Here is a 13,879-nt window from a genome sequence, read left to right as displayed (position 1 = left end):
CCGCCCTGGGTGTTCCCGGTCCCGCCCTGCGTGCCGCCCTGGGTGTTCCCGGTCCCGCCCTGCGTGCCGCCCTGGGTGTTCCCGGTCCCGCCCTGCGTGCTATTGCTGTTGCCCTTCACCTCATTAAAAACATTTCCGTAAGACCCGCCGTTGTTGAAAACAACGGTAACTCCTGCGGGGATTTCAGGATCGTTGCGGAGTTCCGCGGAGGAAGCCTGGCCCGCTGTTGCGCCCGTCAGTGCCATGGCAGCGACAAAAGGCAGGGTTGCGTAGATGCCAAACCTTTTCACAGCACCCCTTTCTTGTTGTAGATAGAGATAGGAATCTTTGTGGACTAAACTGTCGCAACACATCACTCCATAACTACAGCGACACGGCAATGTCACCCATACAGAGTGTTAAGCAGACTGCACCGTGATTGTGGGATTTTCTGCGTGCGGGACCCCCATGGCCCACCGGGGCCAGACCGACGCTCCTGCGGTGGACCGGCCGGACTCATCGGGCTCGGCGACGTATTCGAGCTTGTCGCGCACAGCCGCCACCACGGGGCCGGGAGGTCCGAATAGCGCGTCGAGCATGTTCTGCTCGACCGGTCGACTTTTCTCCAGTCGCTCCAACTACTGCTGGGCTAGCCCTGCTTGGCAGCTCGGTCGACCTGCTCGCGAACGCCGCCTGCCCCGCTCCAGAACGGTGAGGCCGTCGCGATCAACGACGTGCCGACAAGCAAAAAAAGGGGGGCTAGAACTCGAAGAACTCTTCCCACGGCCGGAGCCTCGGTTGGCTCTCCGGATTACATGCAGCACGTCGATGCGTTGCGTTCAAAAGACATTCATCCATGACCGCCCGTGCATGCCGCATTACCGATGCACTCCCGCCGCCAGACCGTCGACCAGAAGATTCAGAAGCATTATTCGACTGACGCCCGCGACAGGTTCGGCAGGGAGGTTCTTCGCCCCCGGCAGTGAACGTCCACGTGTTCGGCATCCTGGGCGAGGCCGGGATGCTGGATGGCGCGTGGAGCATCACGGTCCTCAGCCCTCGGTATCGCCGTGGCCCTCTGGGAATTCGGCCTGTTCATCGACTTCGGCCTGCAAGCCACAGCCTGAGCAGCGCGACTTTCGCGGTCACCGCGATCCCAAGAACCCCACTGGGCCAACCACTGACCCAGCACCGTCAGGCTGCCACGCCGCCGGCAGGCTGCTTGCCCCCGCCCGTTTCCGCCCAGGAACGGCTGGCCAGCGAGCAGCGAACCGTGTGCGGAACCTGCCACACCACCTCTGTCCCCGTCGTCAGCGACCAGGAGCTGGGTGCTGTTACAGACAGTGTGCGGCCAGCATCCTGTCGCCGTCGCGGAAGCCTTCGTTTTTATGCTCGCGCCGGCCACCCAGGTGGCACACCGAGGTGGCACACCCGCATGTGCTGGAGATTCCGGCCGGTGTCCGTGGCCCCGACGGACCGATAGACCGCTGGAGCACGGACGAAGGACAAGACAGAGCGCCGCCGGGTGGGGAGGTACCCGCCCCCGCCCTAGTCCAGCATGGTCGGCGGCCAAGTCACCGGGCTGGAGCCGAGCCGGGACGTGCGTGTAGCTAATTCCAGCTACAGGGCCGCCCGAGTCTATATGTGGATTGCGGCGATCGTTTGCCGTCGAAGTAAATTGACGGTAACGGGCTCAACGGAGGCCCTGGGGTCGTTCGGATCTAAAGTGTGGGTCTTTCTAGTGACATGCGGTGTGGTTAGGCCCCTTATAGCCCACGATTCGAGTTGACTCAGCCGACGCGTGAGACCAGTATCGGGATTGTAACTTCGCCGCTGTGCAGGTATCCAGGCGCTCGGGATTACAACGCGCGGTGCTTCTCTTCCCGCACACCGGCCTCCAGGGGCTGCACTTGCACTCAGCCCGGCAGCGGAACTGAAGCACCCGGCGGAGCCAGCACCTTTCAGGTGCGGGATGAAGGAAATCACGGCTAATGCGCTGGGCCCTCAATTGGCCGGACGTGTCTTCTGAGTGGCCGACAACACCAAATCGGATCGGACCACGCTCTGCGCATCGCATGACCAGACGCCGAAGCGAATAGTGCTTAATACGGAAGAGAGGAGCACGCGCGTGCGGCACACTCGGAAGCAGAAGATGGCGACAGCAATAGTGTCGGCGGCAATGGCTGGAGGAATGGCCACCATGGGGGCCCCCGCCTCAGCGGCGCCGGCGGTGACCGGCGCAGTTTCCCACGTCCAGACACTAGCCAGTAAAGGTACATCGCAGGCTCAGACCCTGCTGCCGGAAAAGCCGTGCAAGCAGAAACACTGCAATACCGGCAACAATCAGGGATCGCGGAGCGGCAGGGGTGGCAACACCCAGGGCGGCACGCAAGGCGGCGGGGGCGGCAATACTCAGGGCGGTACCCAGGGCAACGGCCGCGGCAACACCCAGGGTGGCACGCAGGGTGGTGGCAACGGCAACACCCAGGGTGGCACGCAGGGTGGTGGCAACGGCAACACCCAGGGCGGCACCCAGGGCGGCGGGGGCGGCAACACTCAGGGCGGTACCCAGGGCAACGGCCGCGGCAACACCCAGGGCGGTACGCAGGGTGGTGGCAACGGCAACACCCAGGGCGGTACCCAGGGCGGCGGGGGCGGCAACACCCAGGGCGGTACGCAGGGTGGTGGCAACGGCAACACCCAGGGTGGCACCCAGGGCGGCGGGGGCGGCAACACTCAGGGCGGTACCCAGGGCAACGGCCGCGGCAACACCCAGGGCGGTACGCAGGGTGGTGGCAATGGCAACACCCAGGGCGGTACCCAGGGCGGCGGGGGCGGCAACACCCAGGGCGGTACGCAGGGTGGTGGCAATGGCAACACCCAGGGTGGCACCCAGGGCGGCGGGGGCGGCAACACCCAGGGCGGTACGCAGGGTGGTGGCAACGGCAACACTCAGGGCGGTACGCAGGGTGGTGGCAACGGCAACACCCAGGGTGGCACCCAGGGCGGCGGGGGCGGCAACACCCAGGGCGGCACCCAAGGTTGATCATTTGACTGGGCGGAGCCCCGGGCCTCGCTCAGTCAGATCGGCCTCGTCGGTTGACGAAGGGCGATCAAATGAATCAGCACCTCGCAGAGGTTCCCTCTGCGAGGTGCTGGGGTTGGATGGCCAATGGTGAAGGCTAATGGGATGGGCCGTGCTTGCCGTCTAGCAGTCGCAGCTTCCGCTTGCTTGGCGGTTTGGGTATGGGGCGCACCAGTGAGTGAGGCAGCTGTCCCGTCGCATGCCCCGCAGGCCGCACCCGCGAAGTCGGTGCTTCGGTGCTATGCGACGCGAAGCAACTCGGCGGTGATTGTGTGCTATCGGCTCTCGAAGAAAGCCGAGTACAGGCACGGCGTGATTGTTTACGTCCCCATTCTCATTCAAGTGCCCACGCCTTCAAATCCACCGTCCGTGACCGTCGTCGACAGTCTGGACGATGTTCACCCGAACAGATAACACATCTGGCAGCAGCGAGCAGCGGTGTGCCCAGTTCGGATGCTGAGATCATCCGACAGCATGCTCGATCATCATCGATTCGACATGACAACAGGTTGGGGCACGCGAGGATAAGCTCCTCATTGGTTACTCTTTGAAGTTCTCCAATACACCACATTTTAGGGCCAAGCGAGTAAGGTCGGCCCTACGGCGAGAGCCATACTTTCTGCGCAGTCGCTCCAGGTGTGTGTGAACCGTGTTTTCGGTGATATTCAACTTGTTGGCGATCTCGCGATCTGTCGCACCGTTGGCGACGAGCTGCAAGATTTGTTTCTCGCGGCTGGTGATACGGGGAGGAGGCGCAGGCAGACTCTGACCAGCGAGGCTGGCGCCGAAGTAACTTCTTCCTGAAGCAACGGCGCGGATGGCCGTCACCAACTCCGAATCGTCGGTTTGCCGACTCAGATATCCGCGAGCGCCGGCTTTAATGCACGGGACGGCATCGGACTGCAGCTCCGATGTCGATATCACAATGACCGCGTACCCTTGTCGATGCAACTGAGCGACCTGGTCGGATGCCGCCTGGTCGGACAGCTGCAGGTTGGTCAGTACAATAATTTTTACGCCATTCGCCTTGCGGAGCAGGTCATTCACGCTTTTAACGAAGGTGGTGATCCGCAAGTCCGGTTGGGCATTGATCGCCTGCGCGAGACCGAGCTGAAGCAACGACCAGTCGCAAATAACGGCTATAGACGTCACAGACGGGCTCATTAGAAGCTCCAGCGTAGGTGGTGCCATCGGCCACATGACGTAGCGGAGTAGACGGCCGGTGCTTCCCGCCGCCTGACCCCAGACTCAGCTCTTCCGCAAGAAGTAGCACCCCGGATGGCCCATACGGGGATGCCGGGACGAGAGGGTCCGTGATCTTTGACCTCTGGCAACGTACGAGGCTTCGCGCAGTGGCCGCTCTGATACGTGGCCGGGTCAATCGCTTCAGCTGGGACGAAGGCGAGCATGTCGATCAGCTTCTTGGTCGGCGGCTGCAGCTCGTCAATGTTGGCTCGGCGAGCACTGCGATGTGCCCCGCCGGCGTCCGTGAGGGTACCTGGGCAGACGGCGTTGAGCACGGCAGCAGTTGCTTGTTCTGACTGCTGGGCAGTTCAGGAGCTGCGGCCGTGTCGTGTAGTGGCTGCTGCAGGCCTGGTACCGGCGTCGGCGGCGCCAGTTCGACCAGTGCAGGATATCGCTAACTGTCCCGCCGAGGCGATTTCATCCCCGTCGCCGGCATCCGGTGGCCGCGGAGGCATGCTTCCGGCAGCAACCGCTCACCGATCCCCACCGTGACCGACAGCTTGCCGGGAAGACCAAGAGATGGCTTCGCAGGGATTGCAGAATCAGCACGTCGTCCTGGCAATGGCGAGGAAGGTGGTACGTCGGCGGGGGCACGGAACCTGATGGTGGAGGGCTGTTCCCGATATGGAAACAACACCCCGCGCTTGACGCGAGTTGACCTCGGGTCACAGCAGTGACGCGCATACAGATCGACGAGCCGATACGGGAGCAACACGTTGACCCCAAAGCCCTTATTAGCCCTTAGCCCTCAGTACTCCAGTCAGATTTCGTGTCCTGAGCTGGCGGTTGTCGTTGTCCGGGTATGGACGCCCTGTGCCGGATCGTCGAGCGACCGGAGGAGTGGGGCTCCTGGCTTCTCGGCGACCTCCGCGGCGCCGCCCTGCGCGGACTCGCCCGCATCGACGACCCTGCGGCCGCCCGCGCCGTCCTGAAGTACTACATGTCGGACGCCGGCCACCTCGCACACGACGCAGCCCGTGAAGCGGTCAATACCCTCGCTGGCCGCACCGGCTCCGCCTAATCTGACCGAAGGCCACGTCCGCGGCCTTCGGTCAGATCGAGCGGACGGCCCCGGCTCATCATGAACTCGCGGCTCATCGAACCTCGCCAATCGCTTGAGGGCCGGATCAAGTGGGGCGAGGAGTACGGATGGTCGTTATCAGGGCGCTGGCCGCAGTTCCGTGAGGGCCTACGTCGTCATGCCGAGTGCTGATGCTTGTGCAGGGCTGTGCTGGCCCGGAACCGGAGTCGTCCGCAGCGGTCCTTGTCTTCGTCCGTCGCGTCGTCGGCGCAACAGCAGTGCTGCGCCAGCCAGCGCATGTCCTCCGGGTCGAGCCATAGAGCGATACGGCCTTGTGCGGCCTCGGCTTGCGGATCCGTGGGCTGTGGCGACTTCATGGATCCTGACTGTATGCCCAGGGCTTGGCGTCTCATGGCTGGGTGAGGATGTGGGTGCGGAGGAGTTCGAAGGAGGCCCGGCCATACCTCGCTCGCTTGAGTGTTTTCACCCGTTCACGTGCCCCTCGACGACTCCAGAACTCCATTCCAGGGTGAGGTCGGCGGTGACGGCGTCGAGTTCCTGGCGGAGGAAGCCGGCGAAGCCCTGCATCGGTTTTCGGGCGTCCTGTTCGGCCTGTCGGATCCACTCCAGCACTGGGTATCCGCGCCGGTGACGGACGAGATCGGCGAAGGCACGGGCGAGGTCGCAGCCCGGGCGATGTCCGGACAGGCGAGCGGGACCTCCGGCAGGTTCTGGTCCTGGCGGTCGGTGAGGGTCTCGCGGGGCCGCATGATCCAGGAGGTGATATTGCGGGGGCTGGGTATGTCAGCCCGGTCCGGTTCGGCCGTGCCCGCCCGCAGAGCGGCGAGGTGTTTGCGGACCACCTGATGGCTGCCGCGGTAGCCGCGTTCGTGGATGTCCTGGAACAGGCGGGTGCCGCTGACCTGGTCCTGTGTCTCGGTGAACGGGGTGTTGAGGTATGCCTTGAACGGCTCCAGGACGCTGTTGGGGCGGCGGTCGCGGGCGGAGGCCGGCAGTTCATCGAGGTCGGTGTCACGGAAGCGGCGTACGGTTTTGCGGTCGAGGTTGAGGCGGCGGCCGGAGTTTGATTGGGTCACATAGGCTCGACGTTCGGAAAGTCTCTAGAAGGACCGAAAGACTCCTGCAGGATCGAGCCGGGCGGCATCGGCGACGTCCGCGAAGTCGAGGTTCGCGATCGACAGGTTCGCGTGGATGTCGTGGATGCCGGTGGGAATAACGCGGACCGATCCGCTGTACGCCTCGAACTCCTCGTCACTCTCGCACTCGTCCCTGGTCAGGACAGCCACCGCCAGCAGCAAGTGGTCGTGGTCCCGCATCGTGGTGCGGTCGGCGAGAAAGACGACGCTCAGATCCTCGTCCGCGGATACGGCAGCGACCACGTCGTGAGCCATGGCGCCGGCCCAGGCCGGGTCATTGACGAGGTGGACGACAGGTTCGTAGTCGCCGTCGCCCCACGGCCTCGACAGCTCAGTGCACACGGACTGCCAGGCTGGCTCGTCGCCGAAGTCGGTTCTGATGATCAGCGCGGCGAACTCATCGCGGCCGGTAACAGCAGGTAGCACCGCCAGGCTCCGGTCTCTCTGCGGGTGTATGTACTGCGTACAAGATGCCACCTCCTGCCGACATCCTGTCGAGCACCAAGTAGATCGGTCAGAGTTTGGGAGGGGGGCTGATCGGGCGGTTCGGAACCTCGATGAACTCGTTCGGCTGCGTGGTTCGGTTTCTCCCTCTCAGCCCAGTTGCTCGGCCAGTCCGACGATGATGCCCTCCGGGCCGCGGAGGTAGCAGAGCAGATAGCTGTCCTCGAACCGGGCGATCTCGCCGACGAGTTCGGCGCCGTGAGGGCGCAGGCGGGCAACGGTTTCCTCGATGTCGTCGACGGCGAACATGACGCGATGCGTGCCCGCAATGTTGTGCGGCCGGTTGCGCGGCCCGGCGCTGATCACCGCGGGGCTGCGGTACTTCGCCAGCTCGAGCCGGCTGTGACCGTCCGGGGTCCGGACCATCGCGATGTCACAGCGGACGCCGTCGAGTCCGGTGCACTGGTCGGCGACGAGGCCCTCGACCTCCGCCCTGCCCTCCAGCTCCATACCGAGTTCCACGAAGAACGCGATGGCGGCATCCAGGTCCTCGACGACGATGCCGACGTTGTCCATGCGCTGAATCGCCATGCTGGTTTCTCCTTCTTCCTCGTGCGGCCGAGGCCGGCCGCTGATGCACCTGGGACGGAGCCGGTGGCACGTTCTCGACATACTCAGACCGCCGAACTCCGAAAAATCTGGATCGCTCCTCAGCACCGCTACAGCAGACCCGCGAGCCAGGCGCCACCACCGAGGGTGAGTGCGGCGCAGGTGGCCGCTCCCATGAAGACGATCAGTCGCAGCGTGCCGTCCCCGGACAGCAGCGTGCCGGTGCCGATTCCCGGTACGACTGCGTTGGTGAGGGTGCCGCGGCGCTGGTCGACGTCTAGCAACGCCCAGCGCGCCGCCGGTGGACGGGCCTTGGAGAACCCGTCCCAGGAGCAGTGTGTCCAGGCCTCCCGCGGTGTTGAGCATCGTCGTTGCGGCGGTCTGCAGGGCGAGTGCGGCCTGAATCGGCATCACATTCTTCCGGCCGAGCGGAGAACTCGACGTTGCGCTGTTCCACTCTGGTGACCCTGCGCTGGACTTCGTCGATGTCGCCGGGGGCTTCGAGACCCGACTCGCGCTCGCCACCGCGCGAGCCGCCAACCGGGGACCGACCAAAGCTCTGAACCAGCGTCCTGATAGTCGGCTCGGGGCGACGCGCTGGTCGCCGGTGACAGGCCTGCAACCGGATGCGAGGCCCCAGGACCAGAACGCACTCTCAGCAGATATACACTCAGTATATATCTGCGGTGTATGGTCCTCGCATGAGTGTTCCTCTCACCCTGTTGGGGCTGCTGGAGCGGGAGCCGAGCCACGGCTACGACCTCAAGCGCGACTACGACGCCTTCTTCAACCGCGGCAAACCGCTGCCGTACGGGCAGGTCTACACAACTCTTGGCCGGTTGGCGCGGGACGGGAAGGTCATTGCCGGCGAGGCGGAGCCCGGGGTCGGCCCCGAGCGCAAGCGCTACGTGATCACCGAGGCGGGGGCGACGGAGTTCGAGACCTGGCTCACCGAGCCGGTGGCGCCCGAGCCCAACCTGCAGACCGTGCTGTTCACCAAAGTCGTGCTGGCCCTGATGCTCGGCCGCGACGCCCAGCAGTATCTCGACACCCAGCGGGCCGCCCACCTGCAGCGGATGCACGAGCTGACGAAGCTGCGCCGCACCGGCCCGATCATCGACGCCCTGCTCGCCGACCACGGCCTGTTCCACCTGGAGGCCGACCTGCGATGGATCGAGCTGACCACGGCCCGGATGGACACACTCGCAGCGGCGGTGCGCACATGACCGCCCTCATCGAGGCCCGCGACCTCACTCTCTCCTTCGGCGAGACCCCCGCCCTGCGCGGCGCCAGCCTGGCCATCGAGGCCGGCGAGGTGTTCGCCGTGATGGGCCCGAGCGGCTCGGGCAAGTCCACCCTGCTGCACTGCCTGGCAGGCATCCTCACCCCCGACTCGGGCGAGGTCCGCTTCGACGGACACCGCATCGACACCATGAACGAGGCCGAGCGCAGCGCCCTGCGCCGCGACACCTTTGGCTTCGTCTTCCAGTTCGGCCAGCTCGTCCCCGAGTTGACCGCCGAGGAGAACGTCGCCCTGCCGCTGCTGTTCTCCGGCGTGCGCCGGGCAGCCGCGCTCGCCGAGGCCCGGCCCTGGTTCGCCCGGCTTGGCCTGGACGGCCTGGAGCGGCGCCGCTCCGGGGAGTTGTCGGGCGGTCAGGCGCAGCGAGTGGCGCTGGCCCGCGGTCTGGTGGCCCGACCCAGGGTGCTGTTCGCCGACGAGCCGACCGGGGCGCTGGACTCGCTGACCGGCGAGCAGGTGATGGACCTGATGGTGGACGCGGCCCACGAGGAGGGCACCACCGTCGTCCTGGTGACCCACGAGCCCCGGGTCGCCGCGCACGCCGACCGGGAGGCCATCGTCCGGGACGGCAAGGCCAGCCTGCTCACGACCGGACGGATCGCCTCGTGATCGCCTTCGCCTTCCGCCTCGCGGTCAGCGGCGGCCGGGAGGCCCTCGCCCGGCTGGCCATGATCACCACCGCGGTCGCCATCGGTGTCGGGCTGCTGCTGTCGACCTTCGCCAGCATGAACGCCGTCGAGCGGACGAACCAGCGGCAGGTCTGGCTCGACACCGGCGCCGCAAGCCGTAGTGAGCAGGCGTTGGTGGACCCGCTGTGGTGGTGGCCGCACGGCGACTACTACGACGGCAAGTCCCTCACCGAGATCGACGTCGCCGCGACCGGCCCGACCTCGCCCGTCCCGCCCGGCCTGGCGCACCTGCCGGCGCCCGGCGAGTACTACGCCTCTCCCGCGCTGGCCAAGCTGATCCGCGACACCCCGGCCGGCCAGCTGGGCGACCGCTTCCCCGGGCGGCTCACCGGCACGATCGGCGACGCCGCTCTGGCCTCCCCGGACTCGCTGATCGCTGTCATTGGCCGTGCCCCCGCCCAGATCAAGGGCGCACCAGGGGCGAGATCGGTCACCACCATCGCCAGCACCCGGCCATCCGCCTGCGACAACGAGTGCTGGGACAACGCCGTGCGCGGCGACGCGATGACGCTCATCTCCTCCGTGGTGGCCGGGGCACTGATCTTCCCGGTGCTGATCTTCATCGCCACCGCGACCCGTCTGTCCGCCGCCACCCGCGAACAGCGGTACGCGGCGATGCGGCTGGCCGGCGCCACTCCCCGGCAGGTTTCGCTGATATCGGCGGTCGAGTCCGCGCTGGCGGCGGCCGCAGGGACGGTGATCGGGTTCGGTCTCTACGCCGCGCTGCGCCCGATGGTCGCCACCATTCCGCTCACCGGGCAGCAGCGGTTCTTCCTTTCGGATCTGACGCTCAGCGCCCCGCAGATCCTCGGCGTCGTCGTCGGCGTGCCGGTGGCGGCGGCGATCGCTGCGCGCCTCGCGCTGCGCCGGGTCACCATCTCCCCGCTCGGCGTGACCCGCCGGGTGACCCCGCGCCCGCCGCGCGCCTGGCGGCTGATCCCGCTGCTGGCGGGCCTGGCCGAGCTGGCGTACTTCGTCTTCGCCGGCCACCGCCCGGCAACCGGGAACGGCCAGACGGCGGCCTACCTCCCGGGCTTCCTGGTGGTAATGCTGGGCCTGGTGATCGCCGGGCCGTGGCTGACCATGGCCGCCGCCCGGGCAGTCGCCCGGCGCACCCGCCACCCGGCCGCCCTGATCGCGGTGCGCCGGCTCGCCGACGACCCGAAGGCCGGCTTCCGCGCGGTCAGTGGCCTCGTCCTGGCCCTCTTCGTGACCACCGCGACAGTCAGCATCATCGGCACCATCAACCACAACCGCGGCACGCTCGACGGCGACCGGCAGACCCGGACGGTGGTGGAGGCCGGCGCCCTCGGCGAGGCGCCCCTGGCCGGGACCGTCCCGACACGGCTGCTCACCGAGGTGCGGGCGATCCCGGGCGTGCGGGGCCTGGCCGTCGTCCACGCCAACCCCGACGGCGTCGGCAAGGTGGTACACCGGCGAGTCCACCCGGGCGATCCTCCTCCAGACGCGCCGGCACTGGTGACCTGCTCCGACCTGGCGCAGACTCCCATGGTCGGCCGCTGCCCGGCCGGCGCGAGCGTCACGGCCGTCGACTTCTACGCCTTCGTCAGCCTGCAGTCGCACCCGAGCTTGCCGTGGCCCGCCGCCGCGATCAGCACCGCAGCCGTCGCCAAGCTGCCCGTACAACTGGTCTACGTGGCCACCGACGGGTCGACAGCCGCCATGGAACGCGTACGGACCCTGCTCACCACCGCCTACCCGCACCAACAGGCCCAAACAGTGGGCGACTGGGGCACCGATCTGCAGCAAGAGCTGGCCGGTTGGCGGCAACTGGCCGACGTGGTGCTGCTGACCACCCTGCCGATCGCCGGCTGCAGCCTGGCCGTGAGCGTGGTTGCGGGCCTGTCGGATCGCCGGCGCCCGTTCGCGTTGCTGCGGCTCACCGGCGCACCGCTGCGATTGCTGCAACGGGTGATCGGCCTGGAGAGCACACTGCCGCTGCTGGCGGTGGCCGCGATCTCGATCGGTACGGCCTTCGCCGCCTCCGCCCTGTTCCTGAAATCGCAGATGCACTACGACCTGGTGTGGCCGGGCGGGGCGTACTACGCGCTCGTCGCCCTCGGCCTCGTCGCCTCGCTGGGCATCATCGCCTCGACTCTCCCCCTGCTCAAACGCATCACCGGCCCAGAGGCCGCCCGCAACGGCTGACGCGCCAACTCCCCGCTACGGCACCGGACACCCCTCCAAACGGCGTCCGGGGCTGATGGAGCTCTTCGTAACTCGACAAAGGTTGTCTCTGAACCCACAGCCAGGAGCCTTGATGATGTACGTCCCTTCAGACCATCCGTCTGGTCGGCGTCGGGAACCTCGGCCCGATCAAGGCACTGTCCTGCGGTGAACATCCTCGAAGAGGTCTTCCTTCCGAGCGCCCGCCACGTTCAGGAGGAGCGACAGCGTCTGGAGTGGATGCGCGACGACGAGGGCGAGGGCGACCCCTACCGCGGGCCGATCGACCTCGACAGCGGCATGGTCCACATCCGGATCAGCCCGAAAGCTGCCACCTCGGCGGAGCGACGTCGAGGACCTGACGCGAGGCGATGACGATGCCACGCCACACCCAGCGCAACGGGCTGCGAGCCCGGTTCCGACCAAGAAACCCAGACTCGGGAGGATTCATGACCGTCACGGCGTCCAACAGCCGAAAACCAATGACGCGCCGTCGCATGCTCGGGGCAGCGCTGACCGCTGGAATCGGGACTGCCGTGCCGCTCGGCGTCGCATCCCGCGCGTGGGCGGCTCCGACCGCCTCCAGCCCGGCGCAACTCACACTGCCTCCGCCCACCGGACCGCACCCGGTGGGCACGGTGCCGCTCCACCTCGTCGACACCTCACGCCCGGATCCCGTGGCCGGCCCGGGGCGTCACCGCGAGTTGATGGCCAGCGTCTGGTACCCCGCCCGCAGGGCGGAGAACCTGCCGCGCGCCCCCTGGATGACCGAGGGCGCGTTACGGGCGCTCCTAACGGACGCCGGCTTCCCCCTCGACCCCGCCGTAGGCCCGCTCACCACCGGGCGCGTGGGCGCACCCGTGCAGCATGCGGGCCGTCGCCTGCCCGTTATCGTGTACTCGCACGGCTCGGGCAGCCATCGCGGCGACCACACCATCATCGTCCAGGAACTCGCCAGCCACGGCTACGCCGTGGTCACCGTCGACCACACCCACGACGCGTTCACCGAGTTCCCCGACGGCCGGGTGGTCACCCCGGACGACGTTCCGATGTACCCGAGGGACTTCGCCGCCGACCTCCGGTTCCTGCTCGACTGCGTGGAGGGGCTCGCCGCCGGGCACAACCCCGACGTCGACGGCAGGACACTGCCCCCGGGCCTGCTCGGCGCCCTCAACCCGCAGTGCATCGGCGCGTTCGGCTGGTCGAAGGGCGGCACCGCCACCGCCCTCACCATGCTCGCCGACCAGCGCGTCAGGGCCGGGCTCAGCATCGACGGCCCGATGCAGCCGACCATCACCGCCGACCTGGACCGGCCGTTCATGATGATGACCGCCGTGTTCACCCGGGCCGCCATGCCGGACGTCGCCGAGTTCTGGACACACCTTCGCGGCTGGCGGCTCGACATCCAGGCCGACGGGGCCATCCACAACTCTTACGGCGACAACGCGATGCTCATCCCACAGGCAGGCAAGATCCTCGGGATGACCGACCAGCAGATCCAGGACTGGATCGGCACCCTCGACCCGGCCCGGTCGGTACGGATCCAACAGGCCTACCCACTCGCCTTCTTCGACCTGCACCTGCGGCACCGCCGAGGGCATCTGCTCGATGGCCCGAGCGCGGCCTTCCCAGAGGTGAAGTTCCTTCCATGAAGCCGTGGACCGCGGCGCTCACGTCCCGCGCCGCGGTCCGAGCGCCCCGGCCGCGACGAAGAGCCTGCGGTGAGAACCTCTGGTGCCGTCCCGCCGAGTAGAACCCCGCCAGGGGGCCTTCCCTCTGGTCAGGCGCCCACAGCACCAGCCTCGGCACGTGGGCATCGGAACCCGTCCCAGACCCGTCCGTCGAGCAGCTGGCTGTGCCACTTTCACGGGACTCTGGTCCACTTCTTGTGGTCTGGTGACGTTCAGTCATGCCAGCAGAACCAGTTTCCGGAGGGGTTCCGGCGCTTGGATCAGTCCGTGGCAGTGATCCACAGTTGGATCGCCAAACCGATGCCGATCAAGGCGACTAGTACTCCAGCAGCGTTTCGCTATCTGGCCTGGTCAGAGGCATCGTCCGGAGTGTAGTGGGCTGATGGTGCGTCGGGGGGGGGGGTGGGGGGCCCCCCCCCCCACCAAAGGGCTCGCCCCCGGGAGTGGGAGTGGCGGGCCCCCGCCGCTCGCC

The 13,879-nt window shown here is 67.1% G+C and carries 14 protein-coding genes; 7 read left to right on the top strand and 7 right to left on the bottom strand.

The genetic code is table 11. From position 1 onward, the window contains the following. A partial coding sequence (locus ACWGJB_RS47675; protein ID WP_453386291.1) for a hypothetical protein occupies nt 1-245 on the bottom strand: 245 nt, incomplete at its 3' end. 1,925 nt (nt 246-2,170) lie between these two features. Here ACWGJB_RS47675 and ACWGJB_RS47670 point away from each other — a divergent pair. Next, nucleotides 2,171-3,025: a hypothetical protein gene (locus tag ACWGJB_RS47670; protein ID WP_453386290.1), complete on the top strand. Its 855-nt coding sequence runs from the start codon at nt 2,171-2,173 to the stop codon at nt 3,023-3,025. Between the two features lie 579 nt (nt 3,026-3,604). Here the strand turns inward: ACWGJB_RS47670 and ACWGJB_RS47665 are convergent. After that, nucleotides 3,605-4,216, bottom strand: coding sequence for a LuxR C-terminal-related transcriptional regulator (locus ACWGJB_RS47665; RefSeq protein WP_453386289.1), 612 nt, complete (start codon nt 4,214-4,216; stop codon nt 3,605-3,607). Between the two features lie 895 nt (nt 4,217-5,111). Here ACWGJB_RS47665 and ACWGJB_RS47660 point away from each other — a divergent pair. Continuing rightward, nucleotides 5,112-5,330 carry a hypothetical protein gene (locus tag ACWGJB_RS47660; protein ID WP_453386288.1) on the top strand — a complete coding sequence of 73 codons (219 nt, stop codon included), beginning with the start codon at nt 5,112-5,114 and terminating at the stop codon, nt 5,328-5,330. 176 nt (nt 5,331-5,506) lie between these two features. Here the strand turns inward: ACWGJB_RS47660 and ACWGJB_RS47655 are convergent, their stop codons facing one another. The 5 genes from ACWGJB_RS47655 to ACWGJB_RS47635 all read right to left on the bottom strand — a co-directional run bounded on the left by ACWGJB_RS47655 (nt 5,507) and on the right by ACWGJB_RS47635 (nt 7,824). Next, a complete protein-coding gene (locus tag ACWGJB_RS47655; RefSeq protein ID WP_453386287.1) occupies nt 5,507-5,707 on the bottom strand; it encodes a hypothetical protein in 201 nt (66 codons plus the stop codon). A gap of 114 nt (nt 5,708-5,821) precedes the next feature. Further along, the gene (locus ACWGJB_RS47650) at nt 5,822-6,427 is read right to left on the bottom strand and encodes a hypothetical protein (protein WP_453386286.1); all 606 of its coding nucleotides are present in this window, start codon (nt 6,425-6,427) and stop codon (nt 5,822-5,824) included. A 24-nt stretch (nt 6,428-6,451) separates the two neighbouring features. Continuing rightward, nucleotides 6,452-6,913, bottom strand: a complete 462-nt coding sequence (locus tag ACWGJB_RS47645; protein WP_453386285.1) for a DUF6924 domain-containing protein — start codon at nt 6,911-6,913, stop codon at nt 6,452-6,454. Nucleotides 6,914-7,081: 168 nt separating this feature from the next. Then, nucleotides 7,082-7,522 carry a VOC family protein gene (locus ACWGJB_RS47640; RefSeq protein ID WP_453386284.1) on the bottom strand — a complete coding sequence of 147 codons (441 nt, stop codon included), beginning with the start codon at nt 7,520-7,522 and terminating at the stop codon, nt 7,082-7,084. Between the two features lie 128 nt (nt 7,523-7,650). Next, nucleotides 7,651-7,824: a hypothetical protein gene (locus tag ACWGJB_RS47635; RefSeq protein ID WP_453386283.1), complete on the bottom strand. Its 174-nt coding sequence runs from the start codon at nt 7,822-7,824 to the stop codon at nt 7,651-7,653. A 417-nt stretch (nt 7,825-8,241) separates the two neighbouring features. Between ACWGJB_RS47635 and ACWGJB_RS47630 the strand changes: the two genes are divergently transcribed. From ACWGJB_RS47630 to ACWGJB_RS47610, 5 genes are all read left to right on the top strand, one after another. After that, nucleotides 8,242-8,766, top strand: coding sequence for a PadR family transcriptional regulator (locus ACWGJB_RS47630; RefSeq protein ID WP_356155060.1), 525 nt, complete (start codon nt 8,242-8,244; stop codon nt 8,764-8,766). Beyond that, a complete protein-coding gene (locus ACWGJB_RS47625) occupies nt 8,763-9,449 on the top strand; it encodes an ABC transporter ATP-binding protein (RefSeq protein ID WP_453386282.1) in 687 nt (228 codons plus the stop codon). Before ACWGJB_RS47630 ends, ACWGJB_RS47625 begins: the two co-directional genes overlap by 4 nt. Next, nucleotides 9,446-11,698 (top strand): ABC transporter permease, encoded by a 2,253-nt coding sequence (locus tag ACWGJB_RS47620; RefSeq protein WP_453386281.1) that lies wholly within the window; start codon nt 9,446-9,448, stop codon nt 11,696-11,698. The genes ACWGJB_RS47625 and ACWGJB_RS47620 overlap by 4 nt, the downstream gene beginning before the upstream one ends. A gap of 186 nt (nt 11,699-11,884) precedes the next feature. Continuing rightward, the gene (locus ACWGJB_RS47615; RefSeq protein WP_453386280.1) at nt 11,885-12,091 is read left to right on the top strand and encodes a DUF6191 domain-containing protein; all 207 of its coding nucleotides are present in this window, start codon (nt 11,885-11,887) and stop codon (nt 12,089-12,091) included. Further along, on the top strand, nt 12,088-13,368 hold the full coding sequence (locus tag ACWGJB_RS47610) for an alpha/beta hydrolase family protein (protein WP_453386279.1): 1,281 nt from the start codon (nt 12,088-12,090) through the stop codon (nt 13,366-13,368). Before ACWGJB_RS47615 ends, ACWGJB_RS47610 begins: the two co-directional genes overlap by 4 nt. Nucleotides 13,369-13,879: the final 511 nt, after the last annotated feature.

Source organism: Streptomyces sp. NPDC054813 (assembly GCF_053611365.1).
Note: the sequence above shows the minus strand (reverse complement) of the source record. Positions and strands in the feature narration are given on the sequence as shown.